This window comes from Actinobacillus succinogenes 130Z (assembly GCF_000017245.1).
Taxonomy (GTDB): domain Bacteria; phylum Pseudomonadota; class Gammaproteobacteria; order Enterobacterales; family Pasteurellaceae; genus Exercitatus; species Exercitatus succinogenes.
Window position 1 is genome coordinate 1,959,778 of sequence record NC_009655.1, and the last position, 19,166, is coordinate 1,978,943.

Annotated in this window: 18 protein-coding genes, 3 tRNA genes and 1 pseudogene; 1 reads left to right on the forward strand and 21 read right to left on the reverse strand. The window is 43.6% G+C overall.

Annotated features, from left to right (window positions below; translation table 11 throughout):
- Nucleotides 1-72 precede the first annotated feature (72 nt).
- The 20 genes and pseudogenes from znuA to ASUC_RS09310 form a co-directional block, all read right to left on the reverse strand.
- The gene (znuA, locus tag ASUC_RS09215) at nt 73-1,056 is read right to left on the reverse strand and encodes a zinc ABC transporter substrate-binding protein ZnuA (RefSeq protein WP_012073511.1); all 984 of its coding nucleotides are present in this window, start codon (nt 1,054-1,056) and stop codon (nt 73-75) included.
- A 79-nt stretch (nt 1,057-1,135) separates the two neighbouring features.
- Nucleotides 1,136-1,909, reverse strand: a complete 774-nt coding sequence (tcdA, locus tag ASUC_RS09220; RefSeq protein WP_012073512.1) for a tRNA cyclic N6-threonylcarbamoyladenosine(37) synthase TcdA — start codon at nt 1,907-1,909, stop codon at nt 1,136-1,138.
- Nucleotides 1,910-1,917: 8 nt separating this feature from the next.
- Nucleotides 1,918-3,036 carry a murein transglycosylase A gene (mltA, locus tag ASUC_RS09225; RefSeq protein WP_012073513.1) on the reverse strand — a complete coding sequence of 373 codons (1,119 nt, stop codon included), beginning with the start codon at nt 3,034-3,036 and terminating at the stop codon, nt 1,918-1,920.
- Nucleotides 3,037-3,108: 72 nt separating this feature from the next.
- Nucleotides 3,109-6,450 carry an exodeoxyribonuclease V subunit gamma gene (gene recC, locus ASUC_RS09230; RefSeq protein WP_012073514.1) on the reverse strand — a complete coding sequence of 1,114 codons (3,342 nt, stop codon included), beginning with the start codon at nt 6,448-6,450 and terminating at the stop codon, nt 3,109-3,111.
- 69 nt (nt 6,451-6,519) lie between these two features.
- The gene (locus ASUC_RS09235) at nt 6,520-6,816 is read right to left on the reverse strand and encodes a DUF5374 domain-containing protein (protein ID WP_012073515.1); all 297 of its coding nucleotides are present in this window, start codon (nt 6,814-6,816) and stop codon (nt 6,520-6,522) included.
- A complete protein-coding gene (locus ASUC_RS09240) occupies nt 6,800-7,486 on the reverse strand; it encodes a DUF2572 family protein (RefSeq protein ID WP_083757695.1) in 687 nt (228 codons plus the stop codon). The genes ASUC_RS09235 and ASUC_RS09240 overlap by 17 nt, the downstream gene beginning before the upstream one ends.
- Nucleotides 7,477-8,202 (reverse strand): type II secretion system protein J, encoded by a 726-nt coding sequence (locus tag ASUC_RS09245; protein WP_012073517.1) that lies wholly within the window; start codon nt 8,200-8,202, stop codon nt 7,477-7,479. Before ASUC_RS09245 ends, ASUC_RS09240 begins: the two co-directional genes overlap by 10 nt.
- A complete protein-coding gene (locus ASUC_RS09250; protein ID WP_012073518.1) occupies nt 8,202-8,735 on the reverse strand; it encodes a type II secretion system protein in 534 nt (177 codons plus the stop codon). Before ASUC_RS09250 ends, ASUC_RS09245 begins: the two co-directional genes overlap by 1 nt.
- 480 nt (nt 8,736-9,215) lie before the next feature.
- A tRNA-Lys gene (locus ASUC_RS09260) sits at nt 9,216-9,291 on the reverse strand.
- Between the two features lie 28 nt (nt 9,292-9,319).
- A tRNA-Lys gene (locus ASUC_RS09265) sits at nt 9,320-9,395 on the reverse strand.
- A gap of 29 nt (nt 9,396-9,424) precedes the next feature.
- Nucleotides 9,425-9,500, reverse strand: a tRNA-Lys gene (locus ASUC_RS09270).
- Nucleotides 9,501-9,754: 254 nt separating this feature from the next.
- Nucleotides 9,755-10,213, reverse strand: a complete 459-nt coding sequence (gene pal, locus ASUC_RS09275; RefSeq protein WP_012073519.1) for a peptidoglycan-associated lipoprotein Pal — start codon at nt 10,211-10,213, stop codon at nt 9,755-9,757.
- A gap of 18 nt (nt 10,214-10,231) precedes the next feature.
- Nucleotides 10,232-11,515, reverse strand: coding sequence for a Tol-Pal system beta propeller repeat protein TolB (tolB, locus tag ASUC_RS09280; RefSeq protein WP_012073520.1), 1,284 nt, complete (start codon nt 11,513-11,515; stop codon nt 10,232-10,234).
- A 33-nt stretch (nt 11,516-11,548) separates the two neighbouring features.
- Nucleotides 11,549-12,683, reverse strand: a pseudogene (gene tolA, locus ASUC_RS09285) (cell envelope integrity protein TolA).
- A 15-nt stretch (nt 12,684-12,698) separates the two neighbouring features.
- Nucleotides 12,699-13,124 carry a colicin uptake protein TolR gene (tolR, locus tag ASUC_RS09290; RefSeq protein ID WP_012073521.1) on the reverse strand — a complete coding sequence of 142 codons (426 nt, stop codon included), beginning with the start codon at nt 13,122-13,124 and terminating at the stop codon, nt 12,699-12,701.
- 68 nt (nt 13,125-13,192) lie between these two features.
- Entirely contained in the window at nt 13,193-13,879 is a 687-nt protein-coding gene (tolQ, locus tag ASUC_RS09295; RefSeq protein ID WP_012073522.1) for a protein TolQ, read from the reverse strand.
- 22 nt (nt 13,880-13,901) lie between these two features.
- Nucleotides 13,902-14,327 carry a tol-pal system-associated acyl-CoA thioesterase gene (gene ybgC, locus ASUC_RS09300; protein WP_012073523.1) on the reverse strand — a complete coding sequence of 142 codons (426 nt, stop codon included), beginning with the start codon at nt 14,325-14,327 and terminating at the stop codon, nt 13,902-13,904.
- 200 nt (nt 14,328-14,527) lie between these two features.
- A complete protein-coding gene (locus ASUC_RS11405) occupies nt 14,528-14,623 on the reverse strand; it encodes a cytochrome bd oxidase small subunit, CydX/CbdX family (protein WP_404799655.1) in 96 nt (31 codons plus the stop codon).
- 14 nt (nt 14,624-14,637) lie between these two features.
- Complete coding sequence (gene cydB, locus ASUC_RS09305; RefSeq protein ID WP_012073524.1) at nt 14,638-15,774, reverse strand: cytochrome d ubiquinol oxidase subunit II; 1,137 nt, start codon at nt 15,772-15,774, stop codon at nt 14,638-14,640.
- A gap of 13 nt (nt 15,775-15,787) precedes the next feature.
- Nucleotides 15,788-17,350 carry a cytochrome ubiquinol oxidase subunit I gene (locus tag ASUC_RS09310; RefSeq protein WP_012073525.1) on the reverse strand — a complete coding sequence of 521 codons (1,563 nt, stop codon included), beginning with the start codon at nt 17,348-17,350 and terminating at the stop codon, nt 15,788-15,790.
- A gap of 423 nt (nt 17,351-17,773) precedes the next feature.
- Here ASUC_RS09310 and ASUC_RS09315 point away from each other — a divergent pair, with 423 nt between their 5' ends.
- Complete coding sequence (locus ASUC_RS09315; RefSeq protein ID WP_012073526.1) at nt 17,774-18,091, forward strand: DUF5339 domain-containing protein; 318 nt, start codon at nt 17,774-17,776, stop codon at nt 18,089-18,091.
- Nucleotides 18,092-18,148: 57 nt separating this feature from the next.
- Here ASUC_RS09315 and ruvB read toward each other — a convergent pair whose 3' ends face one another.
- A complete protein-coding gene (gene ruvB / locus ASUC_RS09320) occupies nt 18,149-19,159 on the reverse strand; it encodes a Holliday junction branch migration DNA helicase RuvB (RefSeq protein WP_012073527.1) in 1,011 nt (336 codons plus the stop codon).
- Nucleotides 19,160-19,166 lie beyond the last annotated feature (7 nt).

A 19,166-nucleotide genomic window follows, 5' to 3' on the forward strand; every position in this document is an offset into this window, starting at 1 on the left:
GATAACAAGAAAAATTCCCCTGCAAAAGGGCAAAAGAAGAGGCATGTTTACACATGCCTCGTTATTATAAAACTACTTGTTTAAGCAATGAAAATAACTGTCCGCGGTAGCTTGCAAAAAGTCCGTGTAGGCGTTTTTACTCAACTTCACACTCTCGCCCATGGGGTCCAAACGTCCGATTTTCACCTCGGTTCCTTTGCTGAGCGATTCAATCACTTTCGGCGTAAATTGTGGCTCGGCAAACAAACAGGACACTTTATGCTCGGCAATTTCCGCCTTGATGGTCGCCAAAGTCTTCGCTCCGGGCGCCACCAGCGGATTAATGGTGAAAGCGCCGATTTGGTTTAAGCCGTAAGCCTGATTGAAATAGCCGTAGGCATCGTGGAAAACATAAAACCCGCGATCTTTCACCGCTGCGAGTTGCGTACGGATTTTTTCGCTTTGAAGCTGTAAAGTGCGGTCGAAATTTTGCAGATTTTGTTCGATTTGCGCTTTTTTATCCGGATATTGCGCCGTCAGTTTTTCCGCTACTTCTGAAGCGACTATCCGGCTGATTTGCGGCGAATACCAAACATGCCAGTTTACACTTAATCCGTTTTCATCTTCATCATGCTCGTGTTCGTCATCGTCATGTATATCGTGAGGCCCGTGTTTATGAGCATGACTGTGTTCGTGTTCATGATGATCTTCATGGTCATGGTGATGGTGGGCAGATTTGGTTAACAATGGCGTAACGCTGTCTATTTCAGCAATTTCAATGACTTTTCCGTGATCAATTTGGTGAATACTTTTTTCTAAAAAACCGTCCACATCTTTACCAATCCAAAGCAACAAATCCGCCGATTTTATTTTTTGTACGTCGGAAGGTTTAAGATTGTAATCATGAGGCGAAGCACCGGGCGGTACGATAGTTTCTACCTCCGTCACGCCCTCTGCGATAGATGAAGCGATAAAACTCAACGGTTTCACCGAAGTTACGACATTTGCCTGCGCACCGGCGCAAAGCGCCAATAAGGTTCCCGCAAGCAAGGTTTTTTGAAAAGAAAATGCGGTCATTGTTTTTCTCCTATAAGTAAGAACAATTCTCAAAAACCGCGATAAACTACTCTCTTTTTAAACAAAAAGCCAGTAGATTTTATGCTGATTCGGCTAAAATTTTAGTCATGACCCGGGACACCGCAAAAAAACCGAAAGTGGCGGTAATCATCGTTGCCGCTCCGAATCCGTTCGCACAATTCATTGACGCCGAAACTTCACATCCCTCACCGGTTTTAGGAAAAATCAACGGTTGGGTGGAAAACACGCAATCGACACCGAATTTACGTTTCGGATTCCGGCTGAAATGATAATCCTTGCGCAAAATTGACCGCACTTTAGAAACGAGCGGATCCTGAACGGTTTTACTTAAATCCGCGATTCTAATCTGCGACGGATCCGTCTGTCCGCCGGCTCCGCCGACGGTGATTACGTTGATTTTTTGCCGTTGGCAATAAGCAATTAACGCCGCTTTTACACGTACGCTGTCAATAGCATCAATGACATAATCGTAACCGCGATTCAAATAATCGGCCAAATTCTCCGGAGTAAGAAAATCGTCGATAATATTTACCCGGCATTCGGGGTTGATACGCTTAATCCGTTCTTTCATCGCCTCGGTTTTCAGTTTACCGATATCCCCCGTTAAGGCGTGGATTTGACGGTTAAAGTTGGTAACGCAAATATCATCCATATCAATCATAGTGATTTGTCCGATACCGGAACGGGCAAGGGCTTCCACCGCCCAAGAACCTACGCCGCCGATACCAATTACCGCGATATGCGCCTGACGCAGACGGGCTAACCCTTCCGGACCGTACAAGCGACCGATTCCGCCGAACCGTTGTGCATAATTATCGATACGTTCAGTCATAATTCGCCTTAACGCAACACCCAAACGCGTCCGTAGTGTTTGGATAAACCGGAAATATGCCCCGCATCGTCACCCACGCCGCGATATAAATCGAAGTGATGGCTGTTCACGGCACCGCCCACATCCAAGGCTACCATTAAGTTTAAATGATGTGTGCCCGTCCAATTTCCGGCGTTGTCGATTTCCGGCACTTCCACCAACAAGACCGATCCCATCGGGATCAGATGTTTATCCGAAGCTACTGCCGCCATCGGTATTAACGGTACGCCGGCCGCGCCCTTCACTTGACCGGACGGGTCATGCTTAAAATACACATAAGATTCGTTTCGCTCCAGCAATTCCTGTAGGCGGGACGGGTTACGCGCCGCCCACTCGCGGATAGCCTGTACCGACATTTTTTCTTTCGGAATTTCGCCGTCTTCCACCAACAGACGGGCGATCGCCGTGTAAGGATAACCGTTCTGTCCCGCATAGGCCAAATACTGCAAACGACCGTTGCCGTAATCTACAAAACCGCTACCCTGCACGCCCAGCAAAAAATTATCGATCATTGAATTACTATAAGCTAATTCCAGGCCTTTGCCGTCCAAAGCACCGTTGTAAATCTGTGCGCGGGTAAACCGTTTTTGTGCCGGCAAAGCATAAATCGGTTGCTGGAATTCGCCCTGCCGGGAACCGCGTACTTTGATCACCGGAGAATAATACCCCGTCATCAAAACATTCTGAAAACCGTCCATTCCGGACATAATCTGCGGATGAATACCGAAGTTCGTCAGCTCGTTTATATTGGCGCCGGATACCACCCATTGCTGTATTTTGTTGTAATTAGCGGCAAAAGCGGATGAGATGCGACCGGAATAATTACGTACGTTTGAAATTTGCGTTAAAAAGTCCCCCTGATTTACAATGCCGTCGTTGCCGTCCACATCAATACGGGAAACTGTAGCGAACGGCATGGTATTGTAACTCCGTCCTTTATATTTCGCTCCAAACTGCATCATCTCGGCATTGGATGCTTGTGCCGTAACACGGGCGGAAGGCGATTTGGCGGTTTTACTCGAAGAACAGGCGACTAACATCATTGCGGCAATCACGGTTAACGTTCTAAATACAATCTTTTTTTTCATAAAATTTCCCGAAACGGCTGAAAAATAAAACAGTTATAATACCCCAAAAACCATTTCTATCCCTAGTATTTTTTATGCTTTTTCATAAGCATCGACCAGCATGGCAAACCAATCCGTCAATGTCGGCAGAACATCGGTAAGCTCTCCGTCATCCAAATTCAGCAGCAACCGACGCCAGTACGGATCGCCGCGGTTATAATCCGTCGGTCGGGCGGCGTTGTCCAGCAGCCGGCGTAATTCATCCGCAGACCGGCACTTCAACAACGCCGTAATTTTCATTGTCGGAATACATTGAATTCGGTTCATAGCGCAAAGATAAGCGCGCACATAAACGCCAAGCTGGGCCGTTGCCCGTTCTGCGGCGATCGCCGCCAAGGTGACGCTTTTATCGCGGGTAATCATCAAGCTTGAGGTCACTTCGCCCGTGGCACATTTCGCCAAGTGATAAACCCAATTTTCAAGACCGAAACCGTCACTCAAATTCCCCACCCGCCAAGCGATCCGCCGTTTATCGGGAGAATCACCGTAAAGTGCGGTCAAATTTCCCGTAATTTTTACGCCGTCAATATCCAATTCAATCGCTTGTGTTTGCGGCGTTTGCAGCAAATAATCCCGTACTTTTTCACGAAACGTTTCCATTTCCGACCGCACTTTCGCTTCATAAACTTTGCCGAAATTGCCGCGCGGCAGAATGCCTTTCACGCTGAGTCGTTCGAAATAACGGCACAGTTCCTCATCGGAATAGGTTAAAAAATCGTCTTTAATACGATACAAATCCAAACCGTCTAAGGTAAAATTTTCCGTATCGGGAATTAAATCGTCATCGTTTTGGAAATACACACCCAATTGATTTTCAAAAAAGTATTTCACCGGATGACGGACAAATTTCACCAGTTGATCCAGCTCTATGCGGGTAAGTTTTTCCGTTAACGGTAAAACAGCCTGCTTGTTTTCCCCGGAAGGCATAGCTGGTGATGAAGGCAACCATTCTTTCGCGAAAGTGCGGTCGTTCCCATAGAAGTTTTGCGGGCTGAAAATCGTCATAGGATGCACTTTTTCCGTTAACCGCAATGCGTTATCCGCCAAGTTATCATTAATATAATCCTGCAACTGACTGACAACCACGGACGGCTGGCGGGGTTGGTTATCCGTAATTGAACGCCCCACATAACTGATATACAGCTGTTCCTGCGCAGCCAGCAAAGCCTCCAAAAACAAATAACGGTCATCATCGCGGCGGGAACGATCACCCTTACGACGGTGATACCGCATTAAATCAAAACTGTTCGGCGTGCGTCGGCGCGGATAATCGTTTTCATTCATACCCAGCAGGCAAACCACACGGAACGGAATGGAACGCATCGGCAATAAGGTACAAAAACTGACTTTTCCCACCAAAAATTTAAGGCTGTTCGGATTATCGTTCAATTTTTCCGTCATCACCTCCGCCATGACTTCTGCGCTGATGTCTTCCTGAAAATCCATACTACGCAGTAATTCCGTTACAGACCGCACAGCGTCCCGAATATATTGCTGTATATCTACCGTTTGTTCGTCGGCGACGAAAAAATCCGTTAAAAGTGCGGTCAGATTTTGCTGCCATTTTTCAATAGAATGGGATTGCTGTAAAAATGTATGCCATTGAGCCAGTCGATCTAAGAATGCCGCCAAATTACCGACGACCTGACCTTTCAATCCGTCGGAATCATCAAATCCCAGGCTGTCTTGCCAAATACCCTGGCTTTCCCGCATGGCATAACCCAGTAACAGACGTTCCAATCCCGCTTGCCAGGCATTGTAATTTTTCACCGCGGAATCACAGTTTTTATCTAAACCGAAACGGATTTCAACCCGAGCCACCCAATGACGGATTTGCGGCAGATCCGACAATGCAATTTCAAATTTCTCTCGAATGGCGGGAACATCCAGAAACGCCAGCACCTCTTCCGCGGAAAATTGGCTATTCTTCAGGTCCAATAAAGACAAATAGGTAGCCAGCAATACGTCATTTTCCGACAGTTTTCCGTCAGAAATAGAGAAAGGAATGTAACGTTCGTCCGGTCGTTTTTTACCGATACGGTCTTCCGTGTAGCGTTGATACTGCCCGAACACGGCCTGAATATAAGGCGTGTAACGGTCAATATCCGCCACCATCACCACAATATCTTTCGGCGTTAAAGTTTCATCCGCTTGAAATTGACGCAGCAGATAATCATGCAACACTTCCACTTCACGCATGGGGCTGTGGCAGGCGTGTAAAACAACGGAACGATCGGCTTTCGGCGGCTGCAACGGTTGTTGCTTATCGGGCACCAGATTTAAAATACGGTTTTTCACCTGGGTCAGTAAATCAGCGCCTTCAAGCGGTGTATACGCAGTGAATTCCCGAGCGTTAAGATCGCTCAACAGATAGAAAAAATCCCGCCCCAATTTTCCCCAGGTCGCCAGCAGAGGATGACCTATCTGAAGTAATTCGTCGTCTGCGGAACGTTCAAACTCTCCATTTTTTAACCGCACTTTTTCCGTTTCGGATAACCAGTTCGCCTCTCTATCGCTGCCATGTTCACGATATGTTTTCAGCGATAATTCCCGTATGAAACGGGGATCCGCCAAATCTCCCCAATAATGCTTGCTCGGATTGTTAAAAAATAAATGGACCTGACTGTGTCGGCTGATCGCTTGCAATGTTTCCAAATAAGCTTTCGGCAATGCGGAAATACCAAAAACAAAAATACGCGGCGGTAAATTTTTCGGCCTGCCTGTTGCTAACGTGTTCAAATAAGTTAAATGTAAATTTACCCGATGCCGGGCCGGACTGTCTTTAGTATGTCGGCATACTGCGGCGACCAATTCGCGCCACAATTGTCCTTGCCATCTGATATCCTGCTTAATTTGTGCCAATAAAACCGGATTGTCTGCCAATGCATACCGTAACTGATTCTCAATATAACGGTCGTCCCCCTTTTCCCAGGCATCAATCCAATCCGGACGATATACCAGATATTGGTCAAACAAATCAGCTATCTGGCGGGCAAGCTGATAACGTTTTTCCTGATTGCCCAATGCATGATCCCGCCAATACTCGTTAAGCCGAGGTAAAGGAAGGATCGCCAATAACGCCATTAAATGCCATGTCATCGCTTCTTTACCGAAAGGGCTTTGTTCGGACACATCAGGCAGATTATCCGCATATTGTTGCCAAATAAAACTGGCAGGCATGGGGAAACGCAGATTGGCGGCAATACCGTCCGCTTCTGCGATTTTCAGTTGCAGCCATTGTGCCATGCCGGGACTTTGTACCAGAATGGTTTCCGATTGGAAAGGATCCGTACTTCGCTGTTGCAGCAGGCTGATCAAAATTCCCGCCTGTACATCAAGATCATTAGAATGATAAATAAAAAAATCGGACATCATTCAGCCTCAACCCAATCCGAAAAAAGAAAAAGTGCGGTTATTTTCTGAAAGATTTTTATTCGTTGCAAGCTATAAATACAATTCTCCTGCCGGGTAACGTACAATGACATGCTTATCCGTGCATTGAACGGAAAATTTCAATTGGTTCTGCTCGACGATATTTTCGCAAGGCAAATGTAAAAACTGACGCTGCTTTTGATTTTCCGCAATTTGAATCGCCTGATAGCGTTGATATGTGTTTATTGCAATTTTACGCTGATAACTCGACCATTGGCTAATAGACATGAAAATTCCGCTGAATAAAGTTAAACTGATAATCAGTGTCAATAGACTCATGCCGCCATAACGACTAAGGAGTAAAGTCATGCCAGGTTTTCTCCGCCCTTTGCCATTGACTGTATAACTGAACCAGATTCGTTACCGTTGCTTTACGGTAAGCGATGGAAACCTTTTCATCCGTACTGATCGCACCGCCGGAAATCACGGCTCCCCGAATTCGCCCTTTGCCGGCTATATGCAAATTTCCTTCGGCGACAATGATGCCGTAAATATCGCCTGCAATCGTCCATTCCGTTTGATTTTTATCCAGCCAGTAAAGATAATCCGATTGCTCTTGAACTAAATCGTTCGGCAATCCGAATTTACCTTGAAATAACGACACGGATTCCTCATTGATCATCTCGCTAAAACGTCCTTCATTAATGCCTTTCTTCGGCGATTGTTTAAACAAAGCCGACCGTCGGCACCAAATATAATGGCGGTTACTATCGGAAAACCCCGCTTGTTCAAATGCCACCCGAGTTACCGTTGCCGTAGAATTTAACGGTACTTCGCTACAAGCCGTCCGTTTTTGCTGCTGGCTAATCTGTTGTAATTCAATATTATGAGAAACATAAATCTGCCGTAGAGAAGCCAAAGAAGAATGCAAGCGTATCGCATCATCGTCAAACAGCATGAAAATTAGCAACATAACACTTAATAGCATCAACAAGGTAAGCGTCATTATGCCGCGATAACGATAGACAATCATCGCCATTCCCCCTGATTCATTAAAGGAATAACTATACCGGTTTCATATTGAATTTGCGGATAATTCACGAACTGTCCCGCAAGATAAATCTGAATGCCCGGCCCTTGACCGATGAGGTTAAATTCTAATGCCGTTATACGATATATTTTATCGTCTAATAAATCCGTCCAACCGCTTGAATCGCAAGATACAGGTTGAATATAACTTTGGCATTCTTGTGGTTTGCAATTTTGATTAATGGAATTTTTATAGGTTTGACGGCTTTCTAGCATATCGTCGTTTAATCGATAACCAAACAATTCCGTACTAATTTCAGAAGCGGAATTTTTGCCGTCGGTTATGCAGCTTTTACCTTTATTCTTCGAACCTATACAACCGTTAGCGTTTACATCATAGAAAAATAAGATGCAGCTATTTAACGGCGCATGTGGCGATTGACCGATCGTAAAAGCCGTACCCGTTTCATCCAATTCAAACAGACCCAAATTATTTTGCGTTAACCCTTCCGATAACGCGCGAAATCCGGCCCGTCGAATATCCCGGCCCATGGTTTGCAGCACGCGCTGCAGTTCCGTTTGTAATTGTAATTTACGTAAAATATCGTGATTTTGGCGTTGTACATGACCGTAAAAGGCAAGCACTACCAGCAACAGAAGGGATGACAATGACAGACTCAACATCAGTGCCAATAAGGTTTGTCCTCGATATTTCATGTCTCTCATTATTCGTTTCCCGTCGTGCAAGCGCTCAAAGATTGGTAATCTTTCAGTTTCAACGTCCCCAGATTGGAAAATGAAAACAATGTCCGACTGGAATCCGCCTGCAAAACAAAACATCCGGAAGGAGACGTATTTCGAATTCCGTTAAACTTAGTAATTTCTGAAGGATAATATTGTCTGCTGATTAACGTCGTTTTTTCCGGAAAATACGGAGTATAAAATTGTGCCGCAATATGTTTAGGGCATAATGACGGAGAAAAGCAATCGCATACGTAATCGTTTTTAATTTGCGCGGTAAAACACCATTTTTTACCTGAAGCATTTTGATTTGCAATAATCAGCCAGATATCCGATGAATTCTCGACTCTTGCCTGAATCCGGCGTAAAAACAGATAAAGTTTATGCTGTTCTTTGCTCAAAATCATTTGTGCATTGCTTTTTTGCCACGCAGGAAATGCCAGCTGTGCCAACAACCCCATAATTGAAATTACTAATAATACTTCAACAAGGGTAAAACCTTTTAAAGCCGCCCGCATTATATTCACCTAAATCCGTAACCGTTTATTTTCTTTTGTCATGAAACCGAAAAAGTACAAAAATATCGTCTTTTATGACCGCACTTTTCTATATGATGTTTATTCGCCGAAGTCTGTATAACGAACTTTAGAAAAATAAAATGGAAAAACCAAGGATTCCGGATTAGTTTTGGAATGTAAATCACAAATAAAAATCAAGAAAAAGGAATGAAAGGCAATTAACGATCGCGATATGTTAAATAGATTTGGCTAATCGCCAGTAATAAACTGACGACAGAAAGAAAAAAGCGTAAAAATAAATTTGGGAAAATAAGTAATGTCGCCGTATAAACAATAATAAATGTCACGGTAAGCAGAAAACGAAAATATTGCTTTTTGTTAAAATAAACAAAAATTAAATACGCAAAAATGAAAAGTGATAATCCAATCAGTGCAAATAAAAAGAAATTAATCATAAACTTTCGATTGCCTTGGAAAAGATGGTGGGTCGTGAAGGATTCGAACCTTCGACCAACGGATTAAAAGTCCGCTGCTCTACCGACTGAGCTAACGACCCATACTGATATGGGTAAACCAGATTTAAGTGGTGGGTCGTGAAGGATTCGAACCTTCGACCAACGGATTAAAAGTCCGCTGCTCTACCGACTGAGCTAACGACCCATACTGATATGGATAAACCAAGTTTTAAGTGGTGGGTCGTGAAGGATTCGAACCTTCGACCAACGGATTAAAAGTCCGCTGCTCTACCGACTGAGCTAACGACCCACTTTATCATTCGTTGCAATTACGTTGTGCAACGGGTGCATATAATACGGATTTAAATTTAATAATCAACAAAAATTTACATTTTTTTGTTTGATTGAACGAATACTCAACAATTTATCAAAGATAATGAAATAATATATTCCCGCCATAAAAATAAGCGAAAACAATAAAATTTACGACCGCACTTTTATGCGAATTTATGTAGATAAAAACAGGCTCCGAGGAGCCTGTTTTTATCATTAATAAAAAATAAATTAGTATGCTAATACTGCACGACGGTTTTTCGCGTATGCCGCTTCGTCATGACCTAACACTGCCGGTTTTTCTTCACCGTAAGAAACAGTTGAAATATTATTAGCACCTTTAGCGCTCAAATAGTTTTTAACTGCATCAGCACGACGTTGACCTAATGCGATGTTGTACTCTGGAGTACCACGTTCGTCAGCATTACCTTCAACTAATACTTTAGCGGCCGGAGTCGCTGTTAAGTATGCCGCGTGAGCATCTAATAATTGTTGGTATTCACCTTCGATATCATATCTATCGAATGCGAAGTAAACGGTGTTGTAACGTTGTTGCAAATCTTCAACGGAATAACCACCGAATTGTTGTGCAGCGTTCGCACCGTCTGTAGCGCTTGCATCGTTGTCTGATGAACTACATGCTGCTAATGCTAATACTGGTGCAACTAACAATAATTTTGCTAATTTCATTAAATTTCTCCTCAGAGTTTATTTTGTTAAGTATGGTGACCAAGCAGGGAATTTGACTTGTCCATCACTTCCTGGCAACCGAGCTTTAAAGCGTCCGTCTGCGGACACCAATTGTAGCACCTTTCCTAGTCCTTGGGTAGAGCTATAGATAATCATGATCCCGTTAGGTGAAATACTCGGACTTTCATCTAAGAAAGTAGAACTTAGCACCTCTGATGTACCCGTTGTCGTATCATATTTAACAACATTGTCACCCGAAATCATTACTAATGTTTTACCATCAGAACTCATCTGGCCGCTATAACTACGACCACCACCAATCAATGTTGCACCGCCGCCCGACGAGCTCATTGAATACACTTGCGGTGAACCGCTTCTATCGGATGTGAACAAGATACGACCATCCTGAGTCCAGCTCGGCTCGGTATTGTTACCGGCTCCGCCAGTCAATTTCGTAGGGTGTCCGCCATTCGAATTCATTACATAAATATTTAATAGTCCGTCTTGATTGTTAGCAAACGCCAAACGTGAGCCATCCGGAGAAAATGCCGGCGCTCCGTTGTGGCCTCGGAATGCGGCAACCACTTTACGTTGACCGGAACCTAAATTATGGACGACCAATTGAGACTTTCTATTCTCGAAAGACACATAAGCTAATCGTTGACCGTCCGGAGACCATGCCGGTGACATAATAGGTTGAGAACTTCGCGTTACCACAAATTGGTTAAAACCGTCGTAATCTGCAATACGAAGCTCATGAGAACCGGCGTTACGTTGCACAACATAAGCAATACGGGTACGGAATGCTCCTTTAATCCCGGTCATTTTTTCAAACACTTCATCACTGACTTGATGGGCACCCCAGCGAATCCATTTCGGTTGTACCGTAAGTGAGTTTTGAGCTAACACCGCACCGGCGTTACCGGAGGCTCCGACGGTATCCACTAACTGGTAAGCGATTTGATAACCGTTACCGCTCGCCGTTACCTGACCGACAACAACCGCATCAATTCCTAACGATGCCCATGCATCCGGCGTGACTTCTGAAGCCGAACCCGGTTGCTGTGGCATTTGATTGACAGGAATCGGATTGAATTTTCCGCTGTTACGTAAATCCGCAGTAATAATCTCTGCAATATCTGCGGGTACAGAACCATTGGATTTAAACGGCACAACTGCGATAGGACGAGCCCCTTCAACCCCTTCATCAATAACGATACGAACTTCGTCATCGGCATAGGCTGAATTGATTGCAAAAAACAATACAGCACACATACTCATTAAACGAGCGATCAATTTCATTTTTACCACCTATGTTGGTTTATGAGTGAATGTTTATTTCAAATCGAAACTAATAATAGACGATTTATACTTATTATAAATATCATCGGTTGGTGCCGGCGGAACCTTTTTAGTTCTCGCGATCGCACTCAATGCCGCCGCACAAATATCATCCGGGCCTGAGACTCGTTGATATCCCATAATAGTCCCGTCACGCCCTAAATTTATACGGATATCACAAACTTTTCCGGCGAAACTCGAATCTTTTAAAAACCGGCGCTTAATTTCTCTCTTAATTAGCGCACCGTACTTATCTCCGGTTTTTCCGCCGTCACCGACACCTAAACCTGCGCCACTCCCTTGGCTACCGCCACGATTGGCATTACCACCCTTAGAAGCACTGCCGCCACCGATAGAACCGCCATTTAAAAAATCGTCTAGCGCCGCTTGCTTGGCCTTCGCATCCGCTTTAGCTTTTGCATCTGCCGCCGCTTTGGCTTTAGCCTCCGCATCCGCTTTAGCTTTTGCTTCTTTGGCGGCTTTTTCCTTGGCTTCTTTTTCGGCTTTTTCTTTAGCTGCTTTTTCCGCCTTTTCCTTCGCTTCTTTTTCGGCTTTGGCTTTAGCCTCGGCTTCAGCTTTTGCTTTCGCTTCCTGTTCAGCTTTAGCCTTCGCTTTTTGCGTCTTCTTCCGCTTGTTTTGCCGCCGCAGCTAAGCGTTTGGCTTCCGCCTCTTTTTTCAATTTAGCCGCTTCCGCCGCCTGTTTAGCTTTCGCTTCAGCCTCTTGTTTTGCTCTTTCTTGTGCTTCCTGACGGGCTTTTTCGGCCGCTTGCTGTTTTTGGCGCTCAAGTTCTTGCTGACGCTGTTGTTCAAGTTGCTCTTGAATTCGTTCCTGTGGTTCAGGCTGAGAAAGTACCGGTTGTTCTTCTGTAGCGACCTCCGGGGTTTCAGGTTGCTTTTCCGGAGCCGTCTGACCTTTTTTCTTCTGTTGAAGACGTCCCCACTCCTGAGCCGCCGATCCGGTATCTACCATTACGGCGCCCATGACATCGCCATCACCTTCACCGCCCCCCATTACATCTATCGTATGGGTAAACAATGAACCGAGAATCAACAATCCAAACAAGATAACATGCAAAATGATCGAAATCAGATAGGCATTGGCTTCTTTTTTTCGCTGATTATTTTCCACAATCTGTCCTATTGATTAAATTGGATCGGTCATTAAACCAACAGATTTAATTCCTGCCAAATGGAGTAAATTCAATGCCTTAATGATTTCTTCGTAAGGCACATCACTGGCTCCACCGATTAAGAATAACGTATTCGGATCTTTTTCGAATTCGGCTTTCGTCATGGACGTCACCATTTCTTCAGACAATCCTTCCGAACGTTCTCCCGCAATAGACACGGCATACTGACCGATACCGGCAACCTCAATAATCACAGGCGTTTTATCTTCATTTGACACTTCTTGGCTTTGTACCGCATCCGGCAGATCAACCTGTACGCTTTGACTGATAATCGGTGCGGTAGCCATAAAAATCAATACGAGCACCAACAATACGTCCAAAAACGGCACGATGTTAATCTCGGATTTGATATTTCTATCTTTATTACGGCGATACGCCATATAAACCTCTAAAACTTGTCTAAATTTAACCGCACTTTATGCAAAAAAGTGCGGTCGAAAAATCATCATTATTGATTTTTAGCAAACACTTGACGTTGTAAAATCGTTGTAAATTCGTCGATAAAGTTACCGTAGTTTTGCTCTAATTTATTGACACGTAAACTTAAACGGTTATATGCCATCACCGCCGGAATCGCCGCAAACAAACCGATTGCCGTTGCAATCAGGGCTTCTGCAATACCCGGTGCGACCATTTGCAGGGTCGCCTGTTTGGCACCGCTCAATGCCATAAATGCGTGCATGATTCCCCATACGGTACCGAACAAACCGATATACGGACTTACCGAGGCCACTGTTGCCAAAAACGGAATACGACTCTCTAATGTTTCGACTTCACGATTCATCGCTAAGTTCATTGCCCGCGTACTTCCTTTAATAATGGCTTCCGGCGCCTCAGCATTAACCTGTTTCAAACGGGAGAATTCTTTAAACCCTACATAGAAAATCTGCTCACTACCGGACATCATTCCGTCGCGACGATTTGATAAACCGTCATAGAGTTTGGTTAAATCTTCACCGGACCAGAAACGATCCTCAAACGCCATCGAATCTTTCAACGCCTGAGTCAAAATCCGGCTGCGTTGAATAATAATAGCCCAAGAAATAATTGAGAATGAAATCAAAATTAAAATAACAATTTGAACGACAATACTCGCTTTTAGAAATAAATCTAAAAAGTTCAATTCCGCTGTCATTGAAAAAACTCCGAGAAAATACTTAATTAAAAAATGCCGCCTTGACCTCTTTCGGAAGTGCAGTCGGCTTCATTTTACCTAAATCTACGCAGGCCACTTTTACTGTTGCCGTGCTCAAAATATTTTCATCCCGTTTTAAGGATTGGGTGAAAATAATTGTCGCGCCTTTCACTTCCGCCACTTCTGTTTCGACCGAAAGAAAATCATCAAGTTTCGCAGGAATACAATAATCGATTTTCATCGATTTCACAACAAATGCGATCTTCCGTTCTTCAAGTAACGTTTGCTGAGAAAAATTCAAAGTACGTAAAAATTCTGTGCGCGCCCGTTCATAAAAATGTAAATAACGGGCATGATAAACGACACCGCCGGCGTCCGTATCTTCATAGTAAACGCGGACGGGAAACGGAAAAGCTGCGCCTGTTGCCATATTCTCATTATCTGACATTTTCCAATCCTTAATCATTTGATTTATCCGGTTAAAAACTCGCGTATTCTAGAACGAGAAAGTACCTTACGCAAGCATTATCACGCGTTAACCGCTCAAAAAAACAGATAATTTTTAAATCGTTTTTATACCATAAAATATAACAAAAGGGCTTATAACAAGCCCTTTAAAGTGCGGTCAAAATTTGTACCGTTTTTTTATTAATCTAATTTACCGTTATCATCTAATTTTGCAGTGACTTTCACACTGATTAAAATGGCGGCGATGATCCCCACTACCCAAATCGCATAAAACATAATTCTCTCCTCAATCAGTATAATGAGTTTTTATTCGCTTCAATAAAATCAGCGTCAAGGCGACCGAACATTTTAATATACGACCAAATCGTGTAACTCAATGATATCACTACAAATACCAGCGCCAGCCCTAACATGATTTTCAATGTTAATTCGCTTGATGTCGAATCCCACATCAATAAACTCATTTCCGGATGTGTAATTGACGGCATAATGAACGGGAACATTGACGTTGCGCAACTCAAGATCACCCCAATCATCGTTAACGATGAGAAGAAGAAAGCAAAACCCGAACGGTTCGCTTTTGAAGCAGCGATAGTCGATACGGCACCAATTACAACCAGGGCGGGTAAAATAAACAGCAGCGGCATTTCTTTGTAGTTATTGAACCATGCACCGGTCTCAATCGCTACGGTTTTACCTAACGGTGAAGACGGAGCAAAGTGATCCACTGTGCTCGTTACTACAAAACCGTCTTTGAACAGCAACCAAATTCCCGCTAACACAAAAGTAATCAAGGTAACAAATGCACCTACCTGGCTGACAGTTCTTGCTCGATTGCGCAATTCTGCCGTGGTCTTCATTTGTAACCAAGCCGCACCGTGTGTGGTCAACATTGCAAAGCTGATGATACCGCATACTAACGCAAACGGATTGAGTAATTCAAAAAACGATCCCGTATATTTCACTTGCATCAAATCGTTGAATTCAAAGGGGACGCCCTGTAATAAGTTACCGAATGCCACACCGAAAACCAATGACGGAACGAAACCGCTGACAAACAAACCGATATCCCAGGTTTTGCGCCATGTTTTATCGTCTTTTTTATTGCGATAATCAAAAGCTAACGGGCGGAAGAATAATGCCGCCAACACTAAAATCATCGCGATATAAAAACCTGAAAACGAAGTGGCATACACAACCGGCCACGCCGCAAACATCGCACCGCCTGCAGTCAGTAACCAAACTTGGTTGCCGTCCCAGTGAGGTGCAATGGTATTAATCATAATACGTTTCTCAACTTCTTTTTTGCCGATAAATGGCAGTAAATTCGCTACGCCCATATCGAAGCCGTCGGTAATGACAAAACCGATGAGCAAAACACAAACAAGCACCCACCAAATAAAGCGTAAAAATTCATAATCAAGCATACTGCACTCCTACTTATTTAGATGATTGCTCGAAGTAGTAACGACCTGTTTTTAATGCGCTCGGACCAAGACGTCCGTATTTAAACATTAAATACATTTCTACCACTAAGAAAATAGTATATAAACCACAAATCAAACCGATTGAAAACCAAAGATCACCTACGCCTAATGAGGAATTGGCGACGCCCACCGGCAGTACATCGGTAATCGCCCATGGTTGACGTCCGTATTCCGCCAGAAACCAACCGCATTCGATCGCAACCCAAGGTAACGGCAAGCCCCATAATAATGCTTTAAGCAATAAACCGCTTTTCTCTTGTTTACCCCGCAATGTTTGTACTAATGCACCGAACATTAACAGAATTAAAACACCGCCGATACCCGCCATCACACGGAACGACCAGAATACAGGCGCAACATTCGGAATACTGTCCGCCGCTGCTGATTTAATCTGCGCTTCGGTAGCATCAATCACTTTATCGGTATAACGTTTCAATAATAATCCATATCCCAGATCTTCACGCACGTTTAAGAATTGAGATTTAGTTTCTTCGTTAATTTGACCCGCTTTCTTTTGTGCGCGTAATTCTTCCAATAAAGCATAAGCCGTTATACCGTTACGAATACGCTGTTCATTCCGGGCTTCCAGATCGGTTAATCCCGGATATTGCCCGTCTAGCGAGCGAGTCGCAATAATCCCGCCAAGATAAGGAATTTCGATGGCGAAATCGTTTTTACGTTCGGCTTGATTCGGAATTGCTAGTGCATTCCAGGAGGCCGGTGCCGGTTGCGTATGCCATTCCGCTTCCATTGCCGCTAATTTTACCGGTTGGGTTTTCGCTACATCATAACCGGATTCATCCCCCATAATAATGACGGAAATCGAAGCAATAAAACCGAAAATCGCCGCAATCGAAAAAGAACGTTTGGCAAATGCCAAATCGCGACCTTTCAGAATATAGTAAGAACTGATAGCCAACACAAACATTGCACCTGCCACGTAACCGCCGGATAACGTATGCAAGAATTTACTTTGCGCTGCCGGATTCATCCATAAATCCATAAAACTCGTCATTTCCATCCGCATGGTTTCAAAGTTAAATTCCGAAGCGACCGGATTTTGCATCCAACCATTCGCGACTAAAATCCACATTGCGGATAAATTGGAACCGAATGCGACGCAGTATGTTGCAAGCAAATGCTTGGCTTTTGAAAGACGATCCCAACCGAAGAAGAACAAACCGACAAATGTCGATTCCAAGAAAAATGCCAACAATGCTTCGATCGCCAAAGGAGCGCCGAAAATATCGCCGACATAGTGAGAATAATATGACCAGTTAGTTCCGAACTGGAATTCCATGGTAATACCGGTAGTCACCCCAAGTGCAAAGTTAATACCGAACAACTTACCCCAAAACTTGGTCATATCTTTGTAAATCTCTTTACCCGTGATGACATAAGTGGTTTCCATAATAACAAGCAGGAAAGAAAGACCTAACGTCAACGGCACGAACAAAAAGTGATATAGCGCAGTTAATGCAAACTGCAAACGAGAAAGTTCAACAACGTCTAACATCTCGTAACTCCTTGTAATGCTACAAGTTAATATAACGATTACATCGTAATCACCCAACCGCCCAACCAAAAATCAAGCAATCTTTAAAAAACCGGTTTCCGCAACATTCGGCGTACATTTAAAATGTGCTGAAAACAGTTCCAAATCAGTATGGCATTCTACTACTATTTGTAAGGATACAAAATAGCAGAAATGATACACAGATCACACTTTTGAATTAAAATCAAAAAAACGTTAAACAAAAAAACAACAAAAATTGATCTGGCGCAAATTATAGGTTTTGTAAAGATATTTGCAACCATTTATTTCAACTAATTCTTAAAAAAATGACGAATAACTAGACATTTTTTAAACAATCTGCTATTTTCAGTCAGCTTTATGTATTTTTTATATTTATTTCGCCAAAGAGAGGAAGATTTTTTCATGAAACAAAGAATCAGTCATATTTTGACCGCACTTTTTGTCGGTCTAGTTTTTACTGTCAGTTCAGTACAAGCCGTCGAACAACAGGCCATTCCTCAACAATGTCAAAAACTGTTCCAAGCAACGGATAAATTATTGGCGGATGCTCAAAATCAACCCGGTACGCATACGCAATTAAATAAAATTCAAAATAAACTGAATCAGAGTAAAAAACAAATCCTCGAAATGGAAGTGGCGACGCAAATTAAAAGTTGCGATCACGGATTGGCGAAAATAAGTAATCTGAGTAAAATAGAAGATACTGAAGCAAATAACTAATTAACACGAAAAAGAAGGCTTATTCATTTTTGAATAAGCCTTCTTTATTCGCTCCGACTATTTATCGGCTAATTTTGCCAAACCGAAATGACGGTATGTTTGTGAGGTCGCTATACGACCGCGAGGAGTTCTCTGTAAAAAACCTTGCTGAATCAAATAAGGCTCCAACACATCTTCAATAGTATCACGTTCCTCGCCGATAGCCGCCGCCAAATTATCCAGCCCGACCGGACCGCCGTCAAAACGTTCAATAATCGAACTCAGTAGTTTTCGGTCAAGGTAATCAAAACCGGCTTGATCAATATCCAGCATAGCAAGCGCAGCTTTTGCAATACCCTGCGTAATCATGCCGTTATTCTTCACATCCGCATAATCACGCACTCGGCGTAACAAACGGTTGGCAATTCGCGGTGTGCCACGCGAACGACGGGCCACTTCGTGAGAAGCATCATCGGAAATTTCTAAATTTAAACAGGCCGCACTTCGCATTACGATTGAAGTTAAATCTTCTATAGAATAAAACTCCAACCGTTGCACAATACCGAAACGATCCCGTAAAGGCGAAGTCAAAGAGCCCGCTCTGGTTGTCGCACCTATCAACGTAAACGGCGGCAAATCCAATTTAATGGAACGCGCCGCCGGACCTTCGCCAATCATGATATCCAACTGGTAATCTTCCATTGCCGGATATAACACTTCTTCAATCGCCGGCGATAAACGGTGGATTTCGTCAATAAACAGCACGTCATGAGGTTCAAGATTGGTCAGCATTGCCGCCAAGTCCCCCGCCTTTTCCAATACCGGACCGGAAGTCGTGCGAATATTCACTCCCATTTCATTAGCAACAATATTGGCTAGCGTGGTTTTTCCCAACCCCGGCGGACCGAAAATCAATAAATGATCCAACGCATCCTGACGTAATTTTGCCGCCTGAATAAAAATCTCCATTTGCGACCGCACTTGTGGTTGCCCGACATAATCCTGCAACAATTTTGGACGAATAGCGCGATCAACCGCCTCATCATCCGATTTAGCAATAGCACTGATTATACGATCTGCTTCAATCATTCTTTTT

Coding starts and splice junctions, on each gene's coding strand:
- znuA (WP_012073511.1), bottom strand. CDS start 1,056: ATGACCGCATTTTCTTTTCAAAAAACCTTGCTTGCGGGAACCTTATTG.
- tcdA (WP_012073512.1), bottom strand. CDS start 1,909: ATGACTGAACGTATCGATAATTATGCACAACGGTTCGGCGGAATCGGT.
- mltA (WP_012073513.1), bottom strand. CDS start 3,036: ATGAAAAAAAAGATTGTATTTAGAACGTTAACCGTGATTGCCGCAATG.
- recC (WP_012073514.1), bottom strand. CDS start 6,450: ATGATGTCCGATTTTTTTATTTATCATTCTAATGATCTTGATGTACAG.
- ASUC_RS09235 (WP_012073515.1), bottom strand. CDS start 6,816: ATGACTTTACTCCTTAGTCGTTATGGCGGCATGAGTCTATTGACACTG.
- ASUC_RS09240 (WP_083757695.1), bottom strand. CDS start 7,486: ATGGCGATGATTGTCTATCGTTATCGCGGCATAATGACGCTTACCTTG.
- ASUC_RS09245 (WP_012073517.1), bottom strand. CDS start 8,202: ATGAGAGACATGAAATATCGAGGACAAACCTTATTGGCACTGATGTTG.
- ASUC_RS09250 (WP_012073518.1), bottom strand. CDS start 8,735: ATGCGGGCGGCTTTAAAAGGTTTTACCCTTGTTGAAGTATTATTAGTA.
- pal (WP_012073519.1), bottom strand. CDS start 10,213: ATGAAATTAGCAAAATTATTGTTAGTTGCACCAGTATTAGCATTAGCA.
- tolB (WP_012073520.1), bottom strand. CDS start 11,515: ATGAAATTGATCGCTCGTTTAATGAGTATGTGTGCTGTATTGTTTTTT.
- tolR (WP_012073521.1), bottom strand. CDS start 13,124: ATGGCGTATCGCCGTAATAAAGATAGAAATATCAAATCCGAGATTAAC.
- tolQ (WP_012073522.1), bottom strand. CDS start 13,879: ATGACAGCGGAATTGAACTTTTTAGATTTATTTCTAAAAGCGAGTATT.
- ybgC (WP_012073523.1), bottom strand. CDS start 14,327: ATGTCAGATAATGAGAATATGGCAACAGGCGCAGCTTTTCCGTTTCCC.
- ASUC_RS11405 (WP_404799655.1), bottom strand. CDS start 14,623: ATGTTTTATGCGATTTGGGTAGTGGGGATCATCGCCGCCATTTTAATC.
- cydB (WP_012073524.1), bottom strand. CDS start 15,774: ATGCTTGATTATGAATTTTTACGCTTTATTTGGTGGGTGCTTGTTTGT.
- ASUC_RS09310 (WP_012073525.1), bottom strand. CDS start 17,350: ATGTTAGACGTTGTTGAACTTTCTCGTTTGCAGTTTGCATTAACTGCG.
- ASUC_RS09315 (WP_012073526.1), top strand. CDS start 17,774: ATGAAACAAAGAATCAGTCATATTTTGACCGCACTTTTTGTCGGTCTA.
- ruvB (WP_012073527.1), bottom strand. CDS start 19,159: ATGATTGAAGCAGATCGTATAATCAGTGCTATTGCTAAATCGGATGAT.